We start from the raw sequence: 22,380 nt of genomic DNA on the forward strand, positions 1-22,380 counted from the left end.
GTCCGTTCGGATCTTGCCGGGCTCACGGGGTCCGGCGAGATCCGAACGAGTGAGTGCCTCCGTACCGCTCCACCGCGGTGCGGCTGGGGCGGGGCGTCCGTTGGGGCACCGGGCGCACCGCTTCGGTTCCTCCACGGGCCCTCGATGTCACAGTCGGGTAAAGTGGCTGTTCCAGGGCGTGCCGGGAAGTCTGGTCGGCAAGGCCGTCGGCGATCCCGCGGGCGGCCGGAACCGTCGTACCGACTCGGAGGTCTTCCGTGACCGCGCCGCCCCGCCCCCCGGACACCGCCCGCAAGGCCCTCGGACGCCTGTCCCTGCCCGAGCGGAACTTCCTGGCGGAGGCGCTGCGCACGGAGACCACCGGCGGTGTCCTGCTGCTGCTCGCCGCGGTCGCGGCACTGGTCTGGGCGAACATTTCCGCCTGGAGCCACAGCTACGAGAGCGTGAGCGACTTCCACTTCGGTCCCGCCGCCCTCGGCCTGCACCTCTCCGTCGCCCACTGGGCGGCCGACGGTCTGCTCGCGGTGTTCTTCTTCGTCGCCGGCATCGAGCTGAAGCGCGAGCTGGTCGCCGGCGACCTGCGCGATCCCCGGGCGGCCGTACTGCCCGTCGTGGCCGCGCTGTGCGGGATGGCCGTACCCGCGCTCGTCTACACCCTGACCACTCTCAGCGGCGGCGGCACCACCCAGGGCTGGGCGGTGCCCACCGCGACCGACATCGCCTTCGCGCTCGCCGTGCTCGCGGTCATCGGCACCTCGCTGCCCAGCGCCCTGCGCGCCTTCCTGCTGACCCTCGCGGTCGTCGACGACCTGTGCGCGATCCTGATCATCGCGGTCTTCTTCACCGACCGGCTGAACTTCGCCGCGCTCGGCGGGGCCGTCGCCGGCCTCGTGGTCTTCTGGGTGCTGCTGCGCAAGGGCGTCCGCGGCGGGTACGTCTACGTCCCGCTCGCGCTCGTCATCTGGGCGCTGATGTACAACAGCGGCGTGCACGCCACCGTCGCCGGCGTGGCGATGGGCCTGATGCTGCGCTGCACCACCCGCGAAGGTGAGCGGCACTCGCCGGGCGAGCGCATCGAGCACCTCGTGCGACCACTGTCGGCCGGCCTGGCCGTCCCGCTGTTCGCCCTGTTCAGTGCTGGTGTCCCCGTGTCCGGCGGTGCGCTGCGGGACGTGTTCACCCGACCGGAGACGCTCGGGGTCGTCCTCGGCCTGGTCGTGGGGAAGACGGTCGGCATCTTCGGGGGGACCTGGCTGACCGCCCGCTTCACCCGGGCCCGGCTCGGCGAGGATCTCCGGTGGGCCGACGTCTTCGCGGTGGCGTCCCTCGCCGGGATCGGGTTCACCGTCTCGCTGCTCATCGGCGAGCTGGCCTTCGACGGCGACGCGGTGCTGACGGCGGAGGTGAAGGCGGCCGTCCTCACCGGATCGCTGATAGCGGCGACGTGGGCGACGGTGCTGCTGAAGATACGCAACGCCAGGTACCGCAGGCTGTGCGAGGAGGAGGACCGCGACGAGGACCTCGACGGCATCCCGGACGTCTACGAGCAGGACGACCCGGCGTACCACCTGCGGATGGCCGGGATCTACGAGCGCAAGGCCGCCGAGCATCGGCGTCTGGCCGCCGAGCGGGCGGCGAAGGCGCGCCACGGGCTTGCGGAAGTACAGGGTGGGGCAGGCGAGGAGGGCGACCGTCCGGCATGATCTGACGAGACGGTACAGATCAAGACGGCCCCGGCGAGTACGGCGGCCGGCCGCGGGGACACGTACGGCCGCACCCGGCCGTACGAACACGACGGCCACCCGACACAGCACACTTGCGGCACGAGAGACCTCTAAGGGAGAACGCGATGAGCGCACCCGACGGCAGCCCGGTCGGCGCCGAACGCAGCATCGGCCAGCTGTTCGCCTCCGCGACGACCGAATTGTCCGCGCTGGTGCACGACGAGATCGCACTGGCCAAGGCCCAGCTGAAGCAGGACGTGAAGCGCGGCGCGGTGAGCGGCGGCGCCTTCTCGGTGGCCGGCGCGGTCCTGGTGTTCTCCCTGCCGATGCTCAACTTCGCCCTCGCGTACGGCATCCGCACCTGGAGCCACTGGAACCTGGCGATCTGCTTCCTGCTGTCCTTCCTGGCCAACGTGCTGGTCGCCGGCCTTCTCGGCCTGATCGGCGTGGTGTTCGCGAAGAAGGCCAAGAAGGGCCAGGGCCCGCAGAAGGCGGCCGCCTCGATGAAGGAGACGGCCGGCGTCCTCCAGAACGCCAAGCCGCACCCGCGCCCGGAGCTGCCCGAGGACCGGGCTCCCGCGGCCATCGAGGCTGTGGCACGCTCATCGTCATGACGGACCCCGCCGCCCCCTCGGCCGTACGGATCGAAGGTTCCTGGACGCACAGGGACGTCGCCGCCAACGGCGCCCGCTTCCACATCGCCGAACTCGGCGACGGCCCCCTGGTGCTGCTCCTGCACGGCTTCCCGCAGTTCTGGTGGACATGGCGGCACCAGCTGACCGCGCTCGCCGACGCGGGCTACCGAGCGGTGGCGATGGACCTGCGGGGCGTCGGCGGCAGCGACCGCACACCCCGCGGGTACGACCCCGCCAACCTGGCCCTCGACGTCACCGGCGTGATCCGCTCGCTCGGCGAACCGGACGCCGCGCTGGTCGGCCACGACCTCGGCGGCTATCTGGCGTGGACGGCGGCGGCCATGCGTCCCAAGCTCGTCCGGCGCCTCGCCGTGGTGTCCATGCCGCACCCGCGGCGCTGGCGCGCGGCGATGCTCCGGGACGCCCGGCAGACGGCGGCCGGCTCCTATGTCTGGGGCTTCCAGCGACCCTGGATCCCCGAACGTCAACTCACCGCCGACGACGCCGCCCTGACGGGGCGGTTGATCCGGGAGTGGTCCGGGCCCCGGTCGCCCGAGGAGGCGGCCGTCGAGACGTACCGGCGGGCCATGTGCATCCCGTCCACCGCGCACTGCTCGATCGAGCCGTACCGCTGGCTGGTGCGCTCGCTGGCCCGCCCGGACGGCGTGCAGTTCTACCGGCGGATGAAGCGCCCGGTGCGGGTGCCGACCCTGCACCTGCACGGCTCGCTGGACCCGGTGGCCCGCACCCGCAGCGCGGCCGGTTCCGGTGAGTACGTCGAAGCCCCCTACCGCTGGCGGCTGTTCGACGGCCTGGGGCACTTCCCGCACGAGGAGGACCCGGCGGCCTTCTCCACCGAGCTGGTCAACTGGCTGAAGGACCCCGAACCCGACCGCTGAGCCGGCGACGTCCGGCCGGTGACCGCCCGGTGAAGAACCGATGCACGGAGTATCCGGTTTCCTGAACAGTTGTCCCCCGGACGGCCCATGCCCGCCGCATAGGCCAATTGGGCGGCGCCCAGGCGATTATGGACCTTCGGGCGGGGGCACACGTCGGGGTATGGGCTGGACGCAGGACTACAGTGACGCACCCCGCACCCGCCGCTCGGCCACCGGCCTGAGCACGCCCCGGCGAGGTACCGCGCAGCTCGCGGAAGCGGACCTCCGAGTGGGCATCCCGCGCATCCTGCGCCGTCGGGCCCGCTGGGTCTCGGTGCGGCTGCGTCATCCGCGCGGCTGACCTCACACCGCCCGCCTACAGGGCGCAGCTGTCCGTGCCGACCTGCTCGTTCGCCGTACGACCCTGTCTGATGTCGGCCCGGATCTCGTCCGCCGTGAGGGCGTAGCCGGTGTCCGCGTCGTCGAGGGACTTGGCGAACACCACGCCGTACACCCTGCCGTCCGGCGTCAGCAGCGGACCGCCGGAGTTGCCCTGGCGGACGGTGGCGTACAGCGAGTAGACGTCGCGGCGGACCGTGCCGCGGTGGTAGATGTCCGGGCCGTTGGCCGTGATGCGCCCGCGCACGCGCGCGGCGCGCACGTCGTAGGCGCCGTTCTCCGGGAAGCCCGCGACGATCGCGCCGTCACCGCCGGAGGCGTCCCCGGCGGAGAACTTCAGCGCGGTGGCCCTCAGGTCCGGGACGTCGAGGACGGCGATGTCCCGCTTCCAGTCGTACAGGACGACCTTCGCGTCGTACGCGCGGCCCACGCCGCCTATCTGCACGGTCGGTGCGTCCACGCCCCCGACGACGTGCGCGTTGGTCATCACCCGGCGGTCGGCGAACACGAAACCGCTGCCCTCCAGGACCTTGCCGCAGCTCTGCGCCGTGCCGGTGACCTTGACGATGGAACGCTGGGCGGTGGCGGCGACCCGGCTGTGCGCGAGGGCCGGGTCCGGCGGCCGCACGTCCTTGATCGGCTCGTCGGCGAACGGGCTGAAGACCTGCGGGAAGCCGTTCTGCGCGAGAACGGAGGAGAAGTCCGCGAACCAGGTGTCGGCCTGCGCCGGCAGCGCCCGGGACACGCCGAGGAGCACCTTGGAGCCGCGGACCTCCTTGCCGAGCGTCGGCAGGGTCGTCCCGGCGAGCGCGGAGCCGATCAGCCAGGCCACCAGCAGCATCGCCACGACGTTGACCAGGGCGCCACCGGTGGCGTCCAGGGCGCGCGCCGGCGACCAGGTGATCTGCCGGCGCAGCTTGTTGCCGAGGTGGGTGGTCAGCGCCTGGCCGACGGAGGCGCAGACGATGACGACGACCACGGCGACGACGGCGGCGGTGGTGCCGACGTCCGCCTTCTCGGTCACGGCGTCCCAGATGACGGGCAGCGCGTACACGGCGACGAGGCCACCGCCCAGGAAACCGATCACCGACAGGATGCCGACGACGAAGCCCTGGCGGTAGCCCACCACCGCGAACCACACGGCCGCGACCAGCAACAGGATGTCCAGCACGTTCACCGCTTCAGGCCTCGCCTACTCACTCCGGTCCCCGCGGCCCGGCCGGGGGTCCGGCACGCCGCGCGGTGGCTGCGGGACACGGCGTCTCCGGAAGACACAGCACGGGGATCACCCTGTCATGCGCGCCAGTCCAGCGGGACCTGCTTGTCCCGGTCCCAGGGGCGCTCCCAGCCCGCGTAGTGCAGCAGGCGGTCGATCACTCCGGCCGTGAAGCCCCACACGAGGGCCGATTCGACCAGGAATGCCGGACCGCGGTGGCCGCTGGGGTGGACGGCGGTGGCCCGGTTGACGGGATCCGTGAGATCCGCCACGGGCACGGTGAAGACCCGTGCGGTCTCGTTGGGGTCGACCACGCCGACCGGGGTGGGCTCGCGCCACCAGCCGAGCACCGGCGTCACCACGAAGCCGCTGACCGGGATGTACAGCCGGGGCAGCACGCCGAAGAGCTGTACCCCGGACGGGTCGAGGCCGGTCTCCTCCTCGGCCTCGCGCAGCGCGGCCCGCAGGGGCCCGTCGCCGTGCGGGTCGCCGTCCTGGGGGTCCAGCGCGCCGCCCGGGAAGGAGGGCTGACCGGCGTGCGAGCGCAGCGAACCCGCGCGCTCCATGAGTAACAGTTCGGGGCCGCGTTCGCCCTCGCCGAACAGGATGAGCACGGCGGACTGCCGCCCCGAGCCGTTCTCCGGCGGCAGGAAGCGGCTCAGCTGGAGCGGCTGGACCGTCTCGGCGGCCCGTGCCACGGGATCCAGCCAGCCCGGCAGCCCTTCCTCGCTGAGCGCCACCGGGCCGCCCTGCGCGTCACTGGTCCTCGTCATCGCACCCCCGTCGCTCTGCCCTCTGAAAACGCCGGGAGTCCCGGCATCGTTCCGTCACGCGGCCCCCAGCGGCGGTGCCGGCCGGCCACCCGCGTCCAGGTAGGCCTGCGGCGGGTTGAGCCGCTGGCCGGGGAAGCCGCCCTTCTCGTACTTCAGGAGCTTCTTCGCCTTCTCGGGATCGGTCTCGCCCTCGCCATAGGCGGGGCAGAGCGGGGCGATGGGGCAGGCGCCGCAGGCGGGCTTGCGGGCGTGGCAGATGCGGCGGCCGTGCCAGATGACGTGGTGGGACAAGTCGGTCCAGTCGGCCTTCGGGAAGAGCGCGCCGACGGCGGGCTCGATCTTCTCGGGGTCGGTCTCGTCGGTCCACCGCCAGCGCCGCACCAGCCGCTGGAAGTGCGTGTCCACGGTGATGCCGGGCCGGCCGAACGCGTTGCCGAGGACGACGAAGGCCGTCTTGCGGCCGACGCCGGGCAGCTTGACCAGGTCCTCCAGCCGTCCGGGCACCTCACCGCCGAAGTCCTCGGCGAGGGCCTTGGAGAGCCCTATGACCGACCTGGTCTTGGCCCGGAAGAAACCGCAGGGACGCAGGATCTCCTCGACCTCCTCCGGGTTCGCGGCGGCGAGGTCCTCGGGCGTGGGGTAGCTGGCGAAGAGCGCGGGGGTCGTCTGGTTGACCCGCAGGTCGGTGGTCTGGGCCGACAGCACGGTGGCGACGAGCAGCTGGAAGGGATTCTCGAAGTCCAGCTCGGGATGGGCGTACGGGTACACCTCGGCCAGCTCGCGGTTGATGCGGCGGGCGCGGCGGACCAGGGCGGTACGGGACTCACCGCCGGCCGGTGCCGCTCCCGCGGGGACGGCCGGCCCCGCGGACGCCTTCTTGGCGGGCTTCTTGGCGGCCTTGGCGGGTTTTCCGGCGCCCGCGGTGTTCTCGGCGGCCTTCTCGTCGGCCTCGACGTCCTTCTCGTCGGCCCCCTCGGCTGTCTTCCCGACAGCCTTCTTGGTGGGCGCCGCCTTCTTGGCGACGGCGACCACCTTTTCAGCCGATTTGCCTGTTTTATTACTTTCCTCGGGGATCTGTTCGCCCACAGCGGAATTACGACGTACAACCACCCGCCCAGCCCCCTTGGCCTGTGCTCTCACCGGCATTTTGGATACCCGACCAGCCTAGAGCCCGGCACCGTGATCCACCCCGGACCCGGCGAACCGGCCCCCGATTGGACCCCTGACGCTTACCCCGGCACACGTGTGCGGCATCCTTGTGACAGATCACACTGTTTGGACCGTCCGGCAAAACGGGGAACACGGTCCCCTGGCACGCGGGGAGCAAGATCCCCTGAGCAGGTCGACAAGGAGAGAACTCGTGGACGACGTTCTGCGGCGCAACCCGCTCTTCGCGGCACTCGACGACGAGCAGGCCGCGGAGCTTCGCGCCTCCATGAGCGAGGTGACCCTGGCACGCGGCGACTCGCTGTTCCACGAGGGCGACCCCGGAGACCGGCTCTACGTCGTCACCGAGGGCAAGGTGAAGCTGCACCGCACCTCCCCCGACGGCCGCGAGAACATGCTCGCCGTCGTCGGACCCGGTGAGCTGATCGGCGAGCTGTCGCTGTTCGACCCCGGCCCCCGTACGGCCACGGCGACCGCACTGACCGAGGTCAAGCTGCTCGGCCTCGGGCACGGCGACCTCCAGCCCTGGCTGAACGTCCGCCCCGAGGTGGCCGGCGCCCTGCTGCGCGCCGTCGCACGCCGGCTGCGCAAGACCAACGACGCGATGTCCGACCTGGTCTTCTCCGACGTCCCCGGCCGTGTGGCACGCGCCCTGCTGGACCTCTCCCGCCGCTTCGGCGTGCAGTCCGAGGAGGGCATCCACGTCGTCCACGATCTCACCCAGGAGGAGTTGGCCCAGCTGGTCGGCGCCTCCCGCGAGACCGTGAACAAGGCCCTGGCCGACTTCGCCCAGCGCGGGTGGCTGCGCCTGGAGGCGCGGGCGGTCATCCTGCTGGACGTCGAGCGGCTGGCCAAGAGGTCGCGCTGACACCGGGGCCCGCGCCCCACGGCCCCGGGGCCTCCCGCACGCGCGGGCGGGCCCGCTGCCGTACGGGCTAGATCAGCCCGTGGTCGCTGAGGTAGTCCAGCTGGGCCCGTACCGACAGTTCCGCCGCCGGCCACAGCGAGCGGTCCACGTCGGCGTACACGTGGGCGACTACCTCGGCCGGGTCGCGGTGGCCGTTCTCGACCGCGGTCTCCACCTGCGCGAGCCGGTGGGCGCGGTGGGCGAGGTAGAACTCGACGGCGCCCTGGGCGTCGTCCAGGACCGGCCCGTGGCCCGGCAGGACGGTGTGCACGCCGTCGTCCACCGTCAGCGACCGCAGCCGCCGCAGCGAGTCCAGGTAGTCGCCGAGCCGCCCGTCCGGGTGGGCCACCATCGTCGTACCGCGGCCGAGGACGGTGTCCCCGGTCAGCACCGCCCGGTCGGCCGGGAGGTGGAAGGACAGCGAGTCGGCGGTGTGCCCCGGGGTCGGTACGACGCGCAGCTCCAGGCCGCCGGTGGTGATCACGTCACCGGCCGCCAGGCCCTCGTCACCGAGGCGCAGGGCCGGGTCGAGGGCGCGCACCCGCGTACCGGTCAGCTCGGCGAGACGGACGGCGCCCTCGGCGTGGTCGGGGTGGCCGTGGGTGAGCAGGGTCAGGGCCACACGCCTGCCGGCCTTCTCGGCCGTGTCCATGACATTGCGTAGATGGCCGTCGTCCAGCGGGCCCGGGTCGATCACCACGGCGAGGTCGGAGCCGGGCTCGGCGACGATCCAGGTGTTCGTGCCGTCCAGGGTCATCGCGGAGGCGTTGGGCGCGAGCACGTTGACGGCGCGTTCGGTGGCGGGGCCGGAGAGGACCCCGCCGCGGGGCTGGCCCGGCAGGGCCGCTGCGTCGGTCATGCGGGGCCTCCACCGCTCTTCTCGGTCGTGCCGGCGGCCCGCTCGGCCGCCTCCTCGGCGCTCTGTGCAGCGGACCGGCCGGCGGTCCGCCCGGCCGTCGTGCTGCCGGCGGCCGTCACGGTCGGACGCGCGCGCGTGCCACTCGTCGCCGGGTCGGCCGCCTGAGCGGCCGTCCCAGCCGTCGTCGCGGCGGCCGGGACGTGTTTCGTGAACTCGTCGTGCCCCGGCCAGGAGAGGACGATCTCGCCGTCCCGCAGGCGGGCCCGGGCCAGGACCGGGGTCATGTCGCGCCCGGGAGCGGCGGCCAGCGCCTCGGCAGCGGTGGCGTACGGCAGCAGCTGGCGCAGCGTGGCGATGGTGGGCGGCATCATGAGCAGCTCGCCCCTGTCGTACCCGGCGGCGGCCTCCTCCGGGCGGATCCACACCGTGCGGTCGGCCTCCGTGGAGGCGTTCCGGGTGCGCTGGCCCTCGGGGAGGACGGCCACGAAGAACCAGGTGTCGTAGCGGCGGGCCTCGAACTCCGGGGTGATCCAGCGGGTCCAGGCGCCCAGCAGGTCCGAGCGCAGCACCAGACCGCGCCGGTCGAGGAACTCCGCGAAGGACAGCTCGCGCGCGACCAGGGCGGCGCGGTCGGCCTCCCAGTCGTCACCGGTGGTGTCACCGACGACCGAGTCCTCGCCGGGCCCGGCGAGGAGCACGCCGGCCTCCTCGAACGTCTCCCGGACCGCCGCGCACACGATGGCCTGGGCGCCCGCCTCGTCGACGCCGAGCCGCCGCGCCCACCACGCGCGCGCGGGCCCCGCCCAGCGGACCCGGCGGTCGTCGTCGCGCGGGTCGACACCGCCGCCGGGATACGCGTACGCGCCCCCGGCGAAGGCCATGGAGGCGCGTCTGCGCAGCATGTGGACGGCCGGACCGGCGACGGTGTCCCGCAGCAGCAGCACGGTGGCCGCGCGCCGGGGGGACACCGGGGTGAGAGTGCCGTCCGCGAGGGCGCGGATGCGGTCCGGCCACTCCGGGGGGTACCACTGACCGTTCGCCATGGCCGGAGGCTATCCCGTGTAGGGCGAATGTTCGAGAGGTACCGAGGTCAGTGGCGCCCCGGGCGGATCACTGGGCCAGTTCGACCTGGATCTCGACCTCGACCGGCGCGTCCAGCGGCAGCACCGTGACACCGACCGCGCTGCGGGCGTGCACGCCCTTGTCGCCGAGGACCTCGCCGAGCAGCTCGCTGGCACCGTTGACGACACCGGGCTGCCCGGTGAAGTCGGCCGCCGAGGCGACGAAGCCGACGACCTTCACCACGCGCGCGATGCGGTCCAGGTCACCGGCGACGGACTTCACGGCGGCCAGGGCGTTCAGCGCGCACGTGCGGGCCAGCTCCTTGGCCTCCTCCGGCGTGACCTCGGCACCCACCTTGCCGGTGACCGGCAGCTTGCCCTGGACCATCGGCAGCTGGCCGGCGGTGTACACGTACGCACCGGAGACCACGGCCGGCTGGTACGCGGCCAGCGGCGGTACGACGTCCGGCAGGGTCAGTCCCAGTTCGGCCAGCCTGGCCTCGACCGCGCTCACGCCTGCTTCTCCCGCTTCAGGTAGGCCACGAGCTGCTCGGGATTGTTGGGCCCGGGCACGACCTGGACGAGCTCCCAGCCGTCCTCGCCCCAGGTGTCCAGGATCTGCTTCGTGGCATGGACGAGCAGCGGCACGGTTGCGTATTCCCACTTGGTCATGGGCCGACTGTAGCCGCTGTGCCGGAGGGGTCCGGACCCCCGTTGTCCACAGCCTCCCGCGTGCTTGTCGGCCGGACTGGTTAGGCTCGATGACGTGAGCAGGCTCCAGGTCGTCAGCGGCAAGGGCGGGACCGGAAAGACGACGGTCGCCGCAGCCCTCGCGCTGGCCCTCGCGACCGAGGGGAAGCGGACGCTTCTCGTGGAGGTCGAGGGCCGGCAGGGCATCGCACAGCTCTTCGAGACGGAGGCGTTGCCCTATGAGGAGCGCAAGATCGCGGTCGCACCGGGCGGCGGGGAGGTGCACGCCCTCGCCATAGACCCGGAACTGGCCCTTCTGGACTACCTCCAGATGTTCTACAAACTGGGCGGGGCGGGCCGGGCCCTGAAGAAACTCGGCGCCATAGATTTCGCCACCACCATCGCCCCCGGCATCAGGGACGTCCTGCTGACCGGCAAGGCGTGCGAGGCGGTGCGCCGCAAGGACAGGAGCGGACGGTTCGTCTACGACCACGTCGTCATGGACGCGCCGCCGACCGGCCGCATCACCCGGTTCCTGAACGTCAACGACGAGGTCGCGGGGCTCGCCAGGATCGGCCCCATACACAACCAGGCGCAGGCGGTGATGAGGGTGCTCAAGTCGCCGGACACGGCGGTGCACCTGGTGACGCTGCTGGAGGAGATGCCGGTCCAGGAGACCGCCGACGGCATCTCCGAACTCCGCGCCGCGGGGCTCCCGGTGGGCCGGGTCATCGTGAACATGGTCCGGCCGCGGGTGCTCGACGCGGACGAGCTGGAACTCGTACGGGGCGTGGAGCGTTCATCGGTCGCGCGGGCGCTCTCGGCCGCCGGTCTGGGCGGGGCCCGGCGGGGCGGGAACGCCGAGCGGCTGGTGGACCCGCTGCTGGCCCAGGCCGCGGAGTACGCCGAGCGGCACGCGCTGGAGGAGGAGCAGCGCGCGGTCCTCGGCGAGCTGGGGCTGCCGCTGGGCGAACTGCCGCTGCTCACCGAGGGAATGGACCTGGCGGGTCTGTACGAGCTCGCCACCGAGCTGCGGAAGCAGGGGTTGTCATGAGTGCGGACCCGGCCGAGGCGCGGGAGGCCTCCGAGGCGCTGGACGACTCCGGGGCGGCGGACACCGGCCGCCGGCTCTCCCGCGCGCGCGTGCTGGACGTCGATCCGCTGCTGGACGACCCGAACACCCGGATCGTCGTGTGCTGCGGCTCGGGCGGAGTGGGCAAGACGACGACCGCGGCGGCCCTCGGCCTCCGGGCCGCCGAGCGGGGCCGCAAGGTGGTCGTCCTGACCATCGACCCGGCCAGGCGGCTGGCCCAGTCGATGGGCATCGACTCGCTCGACAACGTGCCCCGCCGGGTGAAGGGCACGGAGGGTGACGGCGAGCTGCACGCCATGATGCTCGACATGAAGCGCACCTTCGACGAGGTCGTGGAGGCGCACGCGGACTCCGAGCGGGCCGCCGCGATCCTGGCGAACCCCTTCTACCAGTCGCTCTCGGCGGGCTTCGCGGGCACGCAGGAGTACATGGCGATGGAGAAGCTGGGCCAGCTGCGGGCGAGGGAGGAGTGGGACCTGATCGTCGTGGACACCCCGCCGTCCCGTTCGGCGCTGGACTTCCTGGACGCGCCCAAGCGGCTGGGCTCCTTCCTGGACGGCCGCCTCATCCGCCTGCTGACCGCGCCCGCCAAGCTGGGCGGACGCGCGGGCATGAAGTTCCTGAACGTCGGCATGTCGATGATGACCGGCACGCTGGGCAAGCTGCTGGGCGGCCAGCTCCTGAAGGACGTCCAGACCTTCGTGGCCGCCATGGACACCACCTTCGGCGGGTTCCGTACGCGCGCGGACGCCACCTACAAGCTGCTCCAGGCACCCGGCACCGCGTTCCTGGTGGTGGCGGCCCCGGAGCGGGACGCGCTGCGTGAGGCCGCGTACTTCGTGGAGCGGCTGGCCGCGGAGCGCATGCCGCTGGTCGGCCTGGTGCTCAACCGGGTCCACGGCAGCGGGGCCGGCGGACTGTCGGCCGAACGGGCGCTCGCCGCCGCCGAAAATCTTGAGGACGTCGGCATTGTGGATCAGGGGGGCGGGAAAGCTGGACTTCGTAACTCTCCCGACCCGCACGGCAGTTCACCCTCTCCCGCATCCGAGACCGCAGTCGCCGCCCCAGCCGCTGCCGCCGAGGAAGGCATCCCCGCCGACGCGGAAAGCTCCGTCGACCGGCTCACCGCGGCCCTGCTGAGACTGCACGCCGAGCGCATGCAGTTGCTCGCGCGCGAGCAGCGCACGCGTGACCGGTTCGCCGCCCGCCACCCCGAGGTGGCGGTGGTCGAGGTACCCGCCCTCCCGGGCGACGTCCACGACCTCACGGGCCTGCGCGACATCGGCGACCTGCTGGCGGCCGGGCGGCCGCCGGAACACCCGTAGGGCGGAGCCGCCGCGTCCGCGCCACGCGCGGGTGAGCGGCGGTCACCGGCGCATCGGCCGGTCCGGCGGAGCGAGCGGCGGTCGTCGTCGGCGTGGCACCGGGGTCACCGGCACGCGTGCGACGGCCGCGAGCACCGTACGCACGGGCGCCGCACGCGGGTGGACGCGGGCGCCGCACGAGACGGGTGTCGCTCCGTACGCGACGAGTGTCACTCCGTACGCGGTGGACGTGGCGCGCTGCGGCGCGGGCGGACGCGGGCGTACGGGCGTTGCCGTGGGGGGTCTGCCGGAACGGTGCGCCGGTGCGCTCCTAGGGTGCTCCCGGGGTATGCCGTCAGCTCACCGCCGCGTAGTTCTCGTAGACCTCGTCGCTGTCGAGCGACACGATCCCGACGCCCCGCTCGTATTCCGAGCGTGCGGTCTCCAGCAGCCTGCGCCAGGAGGTCACGGTGGGCCGCCGGCGCAGCAGTGCGCGGCGCTCCCGCTCCGTCATGCCTCCCCACACACCGAACTCCACGCGGTTGTCCAGCGCGTCGGCCAGGCACTCGGTACGCACCGGGCATCCGGTGCACACCGCCTTGGCCCTGTTCTGCGCTGCTCCCTGAACGAACAGTTCATCCGGATCAGTAGTGCGGCAGGCAGCCTGCGCACTCCAGTCGGTTACCCAGCCCATACCGGCGCCGTCCTCTCCCGAATCGAGGCTCCCCCACGGCGGCAGCGGCATATTCACCGCCGCCAGTTGAGGACGTTACGGAAGGTCGACACAGCGCAACACCCCCTTCGGGCCCAATCTTGGATGGCCCGAACGGACTATGGGTAAGCGGCAGATCACCCGCGGGAGTGAGCCGGCGACAAGCGCGACCATCCCGGCGAACCGGGACAGCCGCGGTGCGCCACATCGGGCACCGGGTGACACACGAGGCGATTCCGGGCGCGTGTGCCCCGCAGAACGGGCGCGCGCCCCGGTTCTTCCGGGCTACGGCCGGAGCGATTCGGGGTCGCCGGACGTAGTACGTACGTGACCGCATCGCCGTGACAGTCGAGAGCAGCTTAGGCCAATGCCTGTGGGCGTGTCCGGCGAACGGGAACGCGGGCATCCCGCTTTCCGCGCCATGACACGGTCGCTCCTTAGGAACGCTCAACCGTACGGATTAGGCTGCCCCCATGCCAAAGAAGCGCTCGGGTGGCGGTCTGTCGCCAACGCAGCAGGCCGCCAAGTTCCTCGGTGTCAGTGTGCTCGCCGGAGCCGTGCTGGCGGGCATCGCGCTGCCCGCGGCCGGCGCGCTGGGCCTCGCGGCCAAGGGATCGGTGAAGAGCTTCGACGAGATCCCGGCCAACCTCAAGAGTCCCCAGCTCAGTCAGCGCACCACCATCCTGGACGACCGCGGCAGACAGATCGCGACCGTCTACTCCCGCGACCGTACGGTGGTCGACCTCAAGGACATCTCGCCGTACATGCAGAAGGCGATCGTCGCCATCGAGGACTCGCGTTTCTACCAGCACGGCGCGGTCGACCTCAAAGGTGTGCTGCGCGCCCTGAACAAGAACGCCCGGAGCGGCGGGGTCGCCCAGGGCGCCTCCACGCTCACCCAGCAGCTGGTGAAGAACTACTTCATCGAGGAGGCCGGCGACGACCCGACGAAGGTCGCCGAGGCCACCCAGCAGACCCTCGGCCGCAAGATCCGCGAGCTGAAGTACGCCATCCAGATCGAGGACAAGCTCGGCAAGAAGAAGATCCTCGAGAACTACCTGAACATCACCTTCTTCGGTGAGCAGGCCTACGGGGTCGAGGCCGCCGCCCAGCGCTACTTCTCCAAGCACGCCAAGGACCTCAACCTCCAGGAGTCCGCCCTCCTGGCCGGCATCGTGCAGTCGCCGAGCCGCTACGACCCGGTGAACGACGAGGCCGAGGCCACCAAGCGGCGCAACATCGTCCTCCAGCGCATGGCGGAAGTCGGTGACATCTCCCAGAAGGAGGCCGACGACGCCAAGGAGAAGCCGATCGAACTCGACCCCAGCCACCCCAAGAACGGCTGCATCACCGCCGTGAAGGGCGCCGGGTTCTTCTGCGACTACGTTCGCCAGATCCTCCTCACCGACAAGACCTTCGGCAGGACCAGGGAAGACCGGTCCAAGCTGTGGAACCGGGGCGGCCTGACGATCCGTACGACGCTCGACCCGCAGGCCCAGCGCTCCGTGCAGGCGTCCCTCAAGGACCACGTCTACGAGAGCGACTCCGTGGCCACCGCCGCGACCGTCGTGGAGCCCGGCACCGGCAAGATCCTCGCGATGGGCCAGTCCCGGCCGTACGGCGTCAACACCAAGAACCACGAGACGACGATCAACCTCTCCGTCAACCAGGACATGGGCGGCGGCGCCGGCTACCAGCCCGGTTCCACGTTCAAGCCGATCGTCGCGGCGGCGGCCATCGAGGGCGGCAAGCAGCCCACGCAGGAGTACTCGTCGCCGTACGAGATGGCCTACCCCAGCCCGGTCGCCGCGTGCGGCGGCAAGACCTGGCACGACGACCCGAACCGGCCGACGAAGCTGACCAACGAGAACGAGTCGGAGCACGGCCCGTACGGCATGAAGGAGGCGACCGCGAAGTCGGTCAACACCTACTACGTGCAGCTGATCAGTGACATCGGCATCTGCCCGGTGATCGACATGGCGCACCGGATGGGTGTGCAGCGCGCGGACGGCCGCAAGGTCCAGCAGGCGCCCTCCATCGCGCTCGGCACCCAGGAGATGTCCCCGCTGACGATGGCGAACGCGTACGCCACCTTCGCCGCCCGCGGGATGTACTGCACGCCGGTCGCCATCGCCTCGGTCACCCAGAAGGCGGGCAGCGAGCAGAAGTCCCTGGAGGTGCCGAAGTCGACGTGCTCGCGTGCGATGTCGGAGAACACCGCCGACACGGTCAGCACGCTCCTGAAGGGCGTCGTCGAGGACGGCACGGGCCAGGAGGCCGGCCTCGGCAGCCGCCCGAGCGCGGGCAAGACGGGTACGACGGACGAGCGGTACGCGGCCTGGTTCGTCGGCTACACCCCGAACATGGCGGGCGCGGTCTGGGTCGGCGACCCGCAGCACAAGCGCCGGATGGTCGACATCACCATCGGCGGTGTCCCGCACGCCAAGGTCTACGGCGGTGAGGTCCCCGGACCGATCTGGCGCGACATGATGTCCGGCGCCCTGGAGGGCAAGCCCGCACCGGACTTCCACCTGATCGACATTCCCGACCCCGCCCACGACGGGGGTGATGAGGGAAAAGGGGACGGGGGGACGGACGACGGCCACAACGGGGACAACGGGACCGCGACGGGGCAGGTGACCGGCGGGCTGATCGGCGGTCTGACCGACGGGGACACGACCGGCGGAGCCACGGGTGACCAGGGCACCGGCGGAATCGGCGGCACCCTGCCGACGCCGACGTTCTCCCTCCCCGGCAACTTCATCCAGGGCCAGGGCAACGGCGGGGCGGGCGGCCACGGCGGCCGCCACCGGGGGTGATCACGGCGTGACATGACCGCGAGGCCGCACCCGGAGTCCCGGGTGCGGCCTCGCGGTCTTCCACGTGTGTCACGACCGAGGCGGCTCGGCCGGTTCCGGTTGCCCGACCGGTCGCGGCGGCGGCTCGACCGATCCCGGCGGCTCGACCGATCCCGGCGACTCGGCCGATCCCGACGGCTCGACCGATCCCGGCGGCTCGACCGCTTCCGGTGACTGGCCGATGCTGCTGACTCGACCGATCCCGGTGACTGGCCGATCCCGATGACTCGGCCGCTTCCGGCGGCTCAGCCCTGGAGGCGCTTCTTCACCGCGGCGGCGACCCGGCCGCCCTCGGCGAGACCGGCCACCTTCGGGTTCACGATCTTCATGACGGCGCCCATGGCCCGCGGCCCCTCGGCGCCGGCCGCCTTCGCCTCCGCCACGGCCTGGGCGACGATCGTGTCCAGCTCGTCGTCGGACAGCTGCTTGGGCAGGTACTCGGCGAGCACCTCGCCCTCCGCCTTCTCCCGCTCCGCCTGCTCGCCACGACCGCCCTGGGCGAAGGCCTCCGCGGCCTCACGGCGCTTCTTCGCCTCACGGGCGATCACCTTGAGCACCTCGTCGTCCGAGAGCTCACGCTTCTCCACGCCCGCGACCTCCTCCTTGGTGATCGCGGTGAGCGTCAGCCGGAGCGTCGAGGAACGCAGCTCGTCGCGTCCCTTGATCGCGGCGTTGAGGTCGTCGTGCAGCTTCGACTTGAGGGTGGTGGTCATGGCCCGATTGTCGCAGGTCCCCGCCCCGGTGCGCCCGCTCATTTATCCGGTGGCCGGTCCCGCCCCGGTCAACCCGTCTGACACGATGGGAACATGCGCGCGCGATACGGAATCCCCCTGGGCATCGTGGCCGCCGGCTCAGCCGGCCTGATGTATGCGGCGGGCTTCGAGGCCCGGTCCTTCCGCCTGCGACGGGTCACCGTCCCGGTCCTGCCCCCGGGCATGCGCCCGCTGCGCGTCCTCCAGGTCTCCGACATCCACATGGTCGGCGGCCAGCGCAAGAAGCAGCGCTGGCTGCGGTCACTGGCCGGCCTGCGCCCCGATTTCGTGATCAACACGGGCGACAACCTGTCGGACCCCGAGGGCGTCCCCGAGGTCCTGGACGCGCTGGGCCCCCTGATGGAGTTCCCGGGCGCGTACGTCTTCGGGTCCAACGACTACTACGGCCCCAAGCTGCGCAACCCCGCCCGCTACCTGCTGGAGAAGACGAACGGCCGCCACGGCCTGAACGGCAACGCCCCCGCCGTGGGCGTCATCCACAACCCGTGGGAAGACCTGCGCGACGGTTTCGACGGCGCGGGCTGGCTCAACCTGACGAACACCCGGGGGGTCCTGAAGATCGAGGGCGTCTCCATCGAGCTGACCGGCCTGGACGACCCCCACATCAAGCGCGACCGCTACGCCCGGGTGGCCGGCGGCCCGTCGGGCACGTACGACCTCTCCCTCGGCGTGGTCCACGCCCCCTACCTGCGGGTCCTGGACGCGTTCACGGCGGACGGCTACCCCCTCGTCCTGGCCGGCCACACCCACGGCGGCCAGCTGTGCATCCCCTTCTACGGCGCCCTGGTCACCAACTGCGACCTGGACACGGACCGGGTGAAGGGCCTCTCCACCCACACGGCGGAGGGCCGCACGTCCTACCTCCACGTCTCGGCAGGGTGCGGCACCAACCGCTACACCCCGGTCCGCTTCGCCTGCCCCCCGGAGGCGACACTGCTGACGCTGGTGGGCAAGGAGTAGGGAAGCCCCCTGGGGGACCCTGGGCGAGCAGCCCATCTCGGGGAAAGCGCTGGGCGGACCGCGGCCCGCGCCGGGCACGGCACCAGCCGTAACCCACCCGGCCCAATCCGCCTCGCCGCGCCCCTCCCCCGCTCCTAGCGTGAGGGCATGACCGCCCCGATACCCAGGGACATCCCGGACCTGCCCGCGATCCCGGGCCCACCCCTGCTGCTGCCCGCCCCGGTACCGGCCACGGCGGTGGTGGCCCCGGTCCGGCGCCCCCGGGCCGCGGCGCTGCGCCTCGTCATCGCCGTGGTGGCGACCGGCGGCGTCGCGCTGCAAGCCCTGCTGAGCACCCCGGCCCACAGCCTGAGCTACTTCAGCGTCCAGGCCGATGCCCTGCTGGCCGTGGTGATGCTCCTGTCCGCGCGGAGAGCCTGGCGGGGCCGCCGCCCGCTGCCGGCCGCCCTGACAGGCGCCGCACTCCTCTACGTCCTGACCGCGGCGCTCGCCTACCACCTGCTCCTGGCCCACGCGACGCCCCCGTTCTCCATGACCGGCGCGACGACGGCCCCGGAACGCTGGCACACCCGGTGGGCGGCACTCCAGATCCTGCACACGGTCATCCCGCTGGCAGCCCTGCTGGACTGGCTCCTACTCACCCCCGCGGCCCGCCTGCACCTGCGCCAGATCGCATCCTGGCTCCTCTACCCCCTGGCCTACCTGGCCTTCGCCCTCACCCGAGCGGTGTTCCTCCCGCCCGCCCACCCGGCCCGATACCTCTATCCCTTCCTCGACGCCGCCGCCCACGGCTACCGCGCCACCCTGGCCAACGCCCTCCTCATCGGCCTCGGGATCTACGCCCTGGCCGTGCTCCTCGTGACCCTCGACCACACCCGCCCGACCCCGGTCCGCCACCGCTGCTGAACCGGATTTCGCCTACAGCCACCGGTGGGCTAAAGTAAACGTCGTCGCCGCGAGAGCAGCGACATCGGGGTGTAGCGCAGCTTGGCAGCGCGCTTCGTTCGGGACGAAGAGGTCGTGGGTTCAAATCCCGCCACCCCGACAGCTAAGTAGCAGGTCAGAGGGCCTTTACCAATTCGGTAAGGGCCCTCTGGCTTTGCTGCGTGTCTATCTGCGTGACTATCGATTTCCGCGTGTCTATGAGCGTCGCGGGTCGGTGCCGAAGATCCCGTCCATGACTACGGCGCCGGTCTGGATCACGGGCCGGATCTGCTTCCGATAGACCTCCTCGGTCACGGCGGTTCAAGCCCCGGCTGCGCTCCGCTCCGCCGGGCGCGCTCACGGCACCGCTCGGGGCGCCGCTCCTGCCTCCGGCCCGCTCCGCCCCGGCTGTGCCTCCGCGCGCTCACATGTGGATAGGGCCGGTGCCCATGAGCCGATCACCGCATAGCGCGGCCACGGTCAGAACAGTGCCTCCGGCGGGGGATCGGCCGGTACCAGGGTGGAGGGGGCGCCGTCGCCGCCCGCGGGTACATCGTGGCGGATGCTGGGGGCTCCCATCCCGCACACCATCGCCCCAGGCAAAGCCGAGCAGACGCGGCCCAGGGCGTCAAAGTCGTTCGTACAGTGGCGCGCTCCACCTTGACGCCCTGAACCACGCCCGCTCCTCGGTGTGTGGGTCGACGGCGTACGGGATGGGAGCTGGGGAGAGTGGGGGGCCGGGGGCGGTGCGATCACTGACACCATGCCAGTCACCGGAGGCACCCCTTAAGATCACCACCATGACGAGCCCTCTGGCGCCCGACGATTACATTGGCGATCGTGAGGCATTCAGTGCCTTCCTTGCGCGTCTTCGCGCAGACCACGCAGCCCACGGCCAGCAGTGGGAGAACGCGACGCTGGACAGGTTCTTGGAAGCCCTGGAAGCCTGGGTCGCAGCGTCTCCGGGGTGGTACCGGAACTTCCGGCACGATCTACCACCCGAAGGCGACTGGACGTTCTTCGCCCGTGCCCTCACTGCCGCTCGGGTCTACGAATAGCCCTGGTGGGCAACGTGCCCCTCGCGTGCCCGACCGAGCGGCGAGCGTCGCAGGAACGCGCAGATCAGCGTCTTACCAGGTCAGCGGCAATCCGCGTACGCGATCTTCCAAATTGGCGCTCCAGGCTGAGCCGCCGAGTTGACTGCGCCGTTGCCCGACCGGTGTACTTCCGCGCATGTCAGGTGCGGATGACGCATCTCCGGATGAGGACGATATCCGTCGTCGGGGGAGCGTTGGTCCCTGTGTTAGTCAACCTTGACCTGTCATTCGCGAAACTTACCGCTACGGTGCTGAGCTTGATCGTTGTCGGTTCCGTCTCCGCGAGCTGCCAGCCGTTCTTCCGTGCCGCTTGGCCCAGCAGACCGCGGACGTAGTCCCGCATCCGCCACCGCAGATCCGCCCGCCCGAACCGGCCTGCCACCCGGGCGAACACCGCCTCCAACTCTGCGGCCCAGCAACCGACATCAGTCGTACCCTCCAAGCCAGGACAACGACATACACCAGCTCAGGACACGATCCGCTGCTGGAGTACTGAAGCGGTGCCGGGAGTGGCGGCCCCTAAGGCCGTGGCTTCAAATACCGCGCTCTGCCGGCACACGAAACACCGGGCCTCGGGCACCCAGCAGCCCGGGCACGGTCTGCCACAGGTCTGCCTCGTTCACGCGCTCCCATTTCGCGGTCGCCCGGGACTGCGCCCACTGGGCCACGGCCACCGGAACCAGCATGAGCGGCGGCATCAGCTGATGCGATGTCAGGCCAATGAGCATCATCCAACAGACCGCTCCACCCACGAATCCGGCCGTGCGCCGTAGCGACAGCCGCTGCGCCGCGTCCTGGCCGGTGTGCCGTTGTTCTTCGGCGCTGTCGATCCGCACGGCATGCTCGTACGTGCGGCGAAGCCGGGCGCGGAGACGGAAGCGCAGCGGTAGAAGCCCCACGGACACAAGAGCCACCGCAACTGCTCCCACCAAGAGGGTCTCCAGCCGGTGAGGCGTACCGATCAGGACCAGGAGCAACCCTTCGGACAGTACCGCGCCGCCGCCCATCATCAATGCGCACGTCTGCTGGAAGTACACCACCCTTATCAGCCCGGGTCTGGCGTCCTCGGTCATCGCCCCAGCTCTCTACCCGTACACCCGCACGGGCAGGGAAGATCCAACGCCGTATGGAGCGCGGCGTCAACAGACCGCGTGCCAGAACATCACCAAGTCTGCCGGGCCCAGCTCCTAGTCGCAGGGCAATGGCGGCAACGCTGACGGCAACGCCCGCAGACGGCGACGGCCGCCAGCAGCTCCTCTCCGAGGTGACGAGGAGCCGCCGGACCGGGACTGTAGGGCATGCCCGCATCTTCTAAGCGCCGGGCCACGGTGTGGTGAGGCGTAGGCGCCCGTGCCAGACGTGTGCCAGCTCGTGCGAGGAACCGCGGGGAACGGCGGGGACCAGGTCGGCCGGTCAGTCAGGCCCCGTAGTCGCTCCACCGCAGGCCAGCCCAGCAACCTTCCGGAAAAGACTCAAGCTTCCCAAGCTCATGGCCAACCGCTGCCGGTAGCCTGGGCCGGTGTCGATCGATCAAGGGTCAGAGGGTGCCCTTCAACTGAAGTGGGAACTGGTAGGCCATGGTTGGGCACGATGTCACGTAGCTGATGGCTCCCAGGCGGCATCGGTGATCGCCAGCTACTGCACTGACGCGTTGGCAGACCTCGTAGCAGGCACAAGCGAGCTGTATGGCCAGCAGCGGTCAGCCCGGTTCTTCTTCGACGCCGAACCCCAAGAGCTTCGCTGGGTGCTCCGCACAGCGGATGACGCGATCAACGTGACCATCTACAAGTTCCCCGACATCGCCGTGAGCCCGGACCTTCCGGACTCCGACGGCACGGTGATGTGGCAGTCGACCCATCCGCGTCCCACATTCGCTCACGCTGTTTTGACTGCGGCCCACACTGTGCTCAAAGAGCACGACGAGGCCGGCTATCTCGCCAAGTGGGCAATGCATGCCTACCCCGTCGCACTGGTCCAGGATCTCCGCCGGCTGCACATGCGCGACGACGTCTGCGACCTGCCCCACGACCTGTCGTGCCCGTAGGGGCACGCTGGGCCATTTCAGGTTCCGTCGAGGGCACAGTGATTGCCAGAAGGCACAGAACTCCGTGCGTCAGGGCTCCGCGGGCACGCGTGACTCCTGAAGGATCATGTTCGTGCACCTCCAAGCGGACTGCGACACCGACCGCGGCCGAACAAGCCCAGACCCTGGCACGCCGCCGTGTTGCCCATGGAAGTACGCCGTTCTCCAAGTTCCGGAGGTGTCCACCCACCCGATCCACGAGTGACCGTAGGAGATGACGCCGCACACGCTTACCGGGCGTTCCTGCTAGGGGCACTGCTCCCCGGT

Annotated in this window: 22 protein-coding genes, 1 tRNA gene and 1 pseudogene; 13 read left to right on the forward strand and 11 right to left on the reverse strand. The window is 71.1% G+C overall.

The genetic code is table 11. The features are described 5' to 3' along the window. Nucleotides 1-257: 257 nt before the first annotated feature. From nhaA to ACIQVT_RS29460, 4 genes are all read left to right on the forward strand, one after another. On the forward strand, nt 258-1,703 hold the full coding sequence (gene nhaA, locus ACIQVT_RS29445; protein WP_403760640.1) for a Na+/H+ antiporter NhaA: 1,446 nt from the start codon (nt 258-260) through the stop codon (nt 1,701-1,703). Nucleotides 1,704-1,849: 146 nt separating this feature from the next. Next, the gene (locus tag ACIQVT_RS29450; RefSeq protein WP_403760643.1) at nt 1,850-2,338 is read left to right on the forward strand and encodes a phage holin family protein; all 489 of its coding nucleotides are present in this window, start codon (nt 1,850-1,852) and stop codon (nt 2,336-2,338) included. After that, nucleotides 2,335-3,258, forward strand: coding sequence for an alpha/beta fold hydrolase (locus tag ACIQVT_RS29455; RefSeq protein WP_403760646.1), 924 nt, complete (start codon nt 2,335-2,337; stop codon nt 3,256-3,258). Before ACIQVT_RS29450 ends, ACIQVT_RS29455 begins: the two co-directional genes overlap by 4 nt. A gap of 160 nt (nt 3,259-3,418) precedes the next feature. Continuing rightward, complete coding sequence (locus ACIQVT_RS29460) at nt 3,419-3,598, forward strand: hypothetical protein (RefSeq protein ID WP_403760648.1); 180 nt, start codon at nt 3,419-3,421, stop codon at nt 3,596-3,598. Between the two features lie 15 nt (nt 3,599-3,613). Here ACIQVT_RS29460 and ACIQVT_RS29465 read toward each other — a convergent pair whose 3' ends face one another. The 3 genes from ACIQVT_RS29465 to nth form a co-directional block, all read right to left on the reverse strand. Next, nucleotides 3,614-4,813: a MarP family serine protease gene (locus ACIQVT_RS29465; protein ID WP_403760651.1), complete on the reverse strand. Its 1,200-nt coding sequence runs from the start codon at nt 4,811-4,813 to the stop codon at nt 3,614-3,616. A gap of 116 nt (nt 4,814-4,929) precedes the next feature. Next, nucleotides 4,930-5,625, reverse strand: coding sequence for an NUDIX hydrolase (locus tag ACIQVT_RS29470; protein WP_403760654.1), 696 nt, complete (start codon nt 5,623-5,625; stop codon nt 4,930-4,932). Between the two features lie 54 nt (nt 5,626-5,679). Further along, nucleotides 5,680-6,711: an endonuclease III gene (gene nth, locus ACIQVT_RS29475; protein ID WP_403760657.1), complete on the reverse strand. Its 1,032-nt coding sequence runs from the start codon at nt 6,709-6,711 to the stop codon at nt 5,680-5,682. Between the two features lie 274 nt (nt 6,712-6,985). Here nth and ACIQVT_RS29480 point away from each other — a divergent pair, with 274 nt between their 5' ends. Next, nucleotides 6,986-7,660 carry a Crp/Fnr family transcriptional regulator gene (locus ACIQVT_RS29480; RefSeq protein WP_030734182.1) on the forward strand — a complete coding sequence of 225 codons (675 nt, stop codon included), beginning with the start codon at nt 6,986-6,988 and terminating at the stop codon, nt 7,658-7,660. A gap of 67 nt (nt 7,661-7,727) precedes the next feature. Here ACIQVT_RS29480 and ACIQVT_RS29485 read toward each other — a convergent pair whose 3' ends face one another. The 4 genes from ACIQVT_RS29485 to ACIQVT_RS29500 form a co-directional block, all read right to left on the reverse strand. Then, entirely contained in the window at nt 7,728-8,558 is an 831-nt protein-coding gene (locus ACIQVT_RS29485) for an MBL fold metallo-hydrolase (protein ID WP_403760661.1), read from the reverse strand. Beyond that, nucleotides 8,555-9,601 carry an NUDIX hydrolase gene (locus ACIQVT_RS29490; protein WP_403760664.1) on the reverse strand — a complete coding sequence of 349 codons (1,047 nt, stop codon included), beginning with the start codon at nt 9,599-9,601 and terminating at the stop codon, nt 8,555-8,557. The genes ACIQVT_RS29485 and ACIQVT_RS29490 overlap by 4 nt, the downstream gene beginning before the upstream one ends. A gap of 67 nt (nt 9,602-9,668) precedes the next feature. After that, on the reverse strand, nt 9,669-10,133 hold the full coding sequence (locus tag ACIQVT_RS29495; RefSeq protein ID WP_403760668.1) for a RidA family protein: 465 nt from the start codon (nt 10,131-10,133) through the stop codon (nt 9,669-9,671). Next, nucleotides 10,130-10,291 carry a DUF4177 domain-containing protein gene (locus tag ACIQVT_RS29500; RefSeq protein ID WP_003975360.1) on the reverse strand — a complete coding sequence of 54 codons (162 nt, stop codon included), beginning with the start codon at nt 10,289-10,291 and terminating at the stop codon, nt 10,130-10,132. Before ACIQVT_RS29500 ends, ACIQVT_RS29495 begins: the two co-directional genes overlap by 4 nt. A gap of 94 nt (nt 10,292-10,385) precedes the next feature. Here ACIQVT_RS29500 and ACIQVT_RS29505 point away from each other — a divergent pair, with 94 nt between their 5' ends. Continuing rightward, nucleotides 10,386-11,363 (forward strand): ArsA family ATPase, encoded by a 978-nt coding sequence (locus tag ACIQVT_RS29505; protein ID WP_403760671.1) that lies wholly within the window; start codon nt 10,386-10,388, stop codon nt 11,361-11,363. Next, entirely contained in the window at nt 11,360-12,727 is a 1,368-nt protein-coding gene (locus tag ACIQVT_RS29510; protein ID WP_403760674.1) for an ArsA family ATPase, read from the forward strand. The genes ACIQVT_RS29505 and ACIQVT_RS29510 overlap by 4 nt, the downstream gene beginning before the upstream one ends. 334 nt (nt 12,728-13,061) lie before the next feature. On the opposite strand, the gene wblA is transcribed toward ACIQVT_RS29510, so the two are convergent. Continuing rightward, nucleotides 13,062-13,400, reverse strand: coding sequence for a transcriptional regulator WblA (gene wblA, locus ACIQVT_RS29515; RefSeq protein ID WP_403761046.1), 339 nt, complete (start codon nt 13,398-13,400; stop codon nt 13,062-13,064). Nucleotides 13,401-13,891: 491 nt separating this feature from the next. On the opposite strand from wblA, the gene ACIQVT_RS29520 reads away from it, so the two are divergent. Then, nucleotides 13,892-16,237, forward strand: coding sequence for a transglycosylase domain-containing protein (locus ACIQVT_RS29520; RefSeq protein WP_403760677.1), 2,346 nt, complete (start codon nt 13,892-13,894; stop codon nt 16,235-16,237). A gap of 284 nt (nt 16,238-16,521) precedes the next feature. On the opposite strand, the gene ACIQVT_RS29525 is transcribed toward ACIQVT_RS29520, so the two are convergent. After that, complete coding sequence (locus tag ACIQVT_RS29525) at nt 16,522-16,989, reverse strand: GatB/YqeY domain-containing protein (protein WP_403760680.1); 468 nt, start codon at nt 16,987-16,989, stop codon at nt 16,522-16,524. A gap of 93 nt (nt 16,990-17,082) precedes the next feature. Here ACIQVT_RS29525 and ACIQVT_RS29530 point away from each other — a divergent pair, with 93 nt between their 5' ends. The 3 genes from ACIQVT_RS29530 (at nt 17,083) to ACIQVT_RS29540 (ending at nt 19,054) form a co-directional block, all read left to right on the forward strand. Further along, nucleotides 17,083-18,009 (forward strand): metallophosphoesterase, encoded by a 927-nt coding sequence (locus tag ACIQVT_RS29530; protein WP_403760684.1) that lies wholly within the window; start codon nt 17,083-17,085, stop codon nt 18,007-18,009. Nucleotides 18,010-18,156: 147 nt separating this feature from the next. Further along, nucleotides 18,157-18,915 carry a Pr6Pr family membrane protein gene (locus ACIQVT_RS29535; RefSeq protein ID WP_403760687.1) on the forward strand — a complete coding sequence of 253 codons (759 nt, stop codon included), beginning with the start codon at nt 18,157-18,159 and terminating at the stop codon, nt 18,913-18,915. 65 nt (nt 18,916-18,980) lie between these two features. Continuing rightward, a tRNA-Pro gene (locus ACIQVT_RS29540) sits at nt 18,981-19,054 on the forward strand. 95 nt (nt 19,055-19,149) lie between these two features. Here ACIQVT_RS29540 and ACIQVT_RS29545 read toward each other — a convergent pair. Further along, nucleotides 19,150-19,254: pseudogene (locus ACIQVT_RS29545) on the reverse strand (site-specific integrase); the annotation flags it as partial. 479 nt (nt 19,255-19,733) lie between these two features. Here ACIQVT_RS29545 and ACIQVT_RS29550 point away from each other — a divergent pair. Further along, on the forward strand, nt 19,734-19,991 hold the full coding sequence (locus ACIQVT_RS29550; RefSeq protein ID WP_403760690.1) for a hypothetical protein: 258 nt from the start codon (nt 19,734-19,736) through the stop codon (nt 19,989-19,991). A 572-nt stretch (nt 19,992-20,563) separates the two neighbouring features. Here the strand turns inward: ACIQVT_RS29550 and ACIQVT_RS29555 are convergent. Beyond that, nucleotides 20,564-21,103 (reverse strand): hypothetical protein, encoded by a 540-nt coding sequence (locus tag ACIQVT_RS29555; protein ID WP_403760693.1) that lies wholly within the window; start codon nt 21,101-21,103, stop codon nt 20,564-20,566. Between the two features lie 551 nt (nt 21,104-21,654). On the opposite strand from ACIQVT_RS29555, the gene ACIQVT_RS29560 reads away from it, so the two are divergent. Then, complete coding sequence (locus tag ACIQVT_RS29560) at nt 21,655-22,074, forward strand: hypothetical protein (protein ID WP_403760696.1); 420 nt, start codon at nt 21,655-21,657, stop codon at nt 22,072-22,074. Nucleotides 22,075-22,380: the final 306 nt, after the last annotated feature.

Origin of the sequence: Streptomyces sp. NPDC100445 (genome assembly GCF_044759735.1) — a bacterium.
GTDB lineage: Bacteria > Actinomycetota > Actinomycetes > Streptomycetales > Streptomycetaceae > Streptomyces.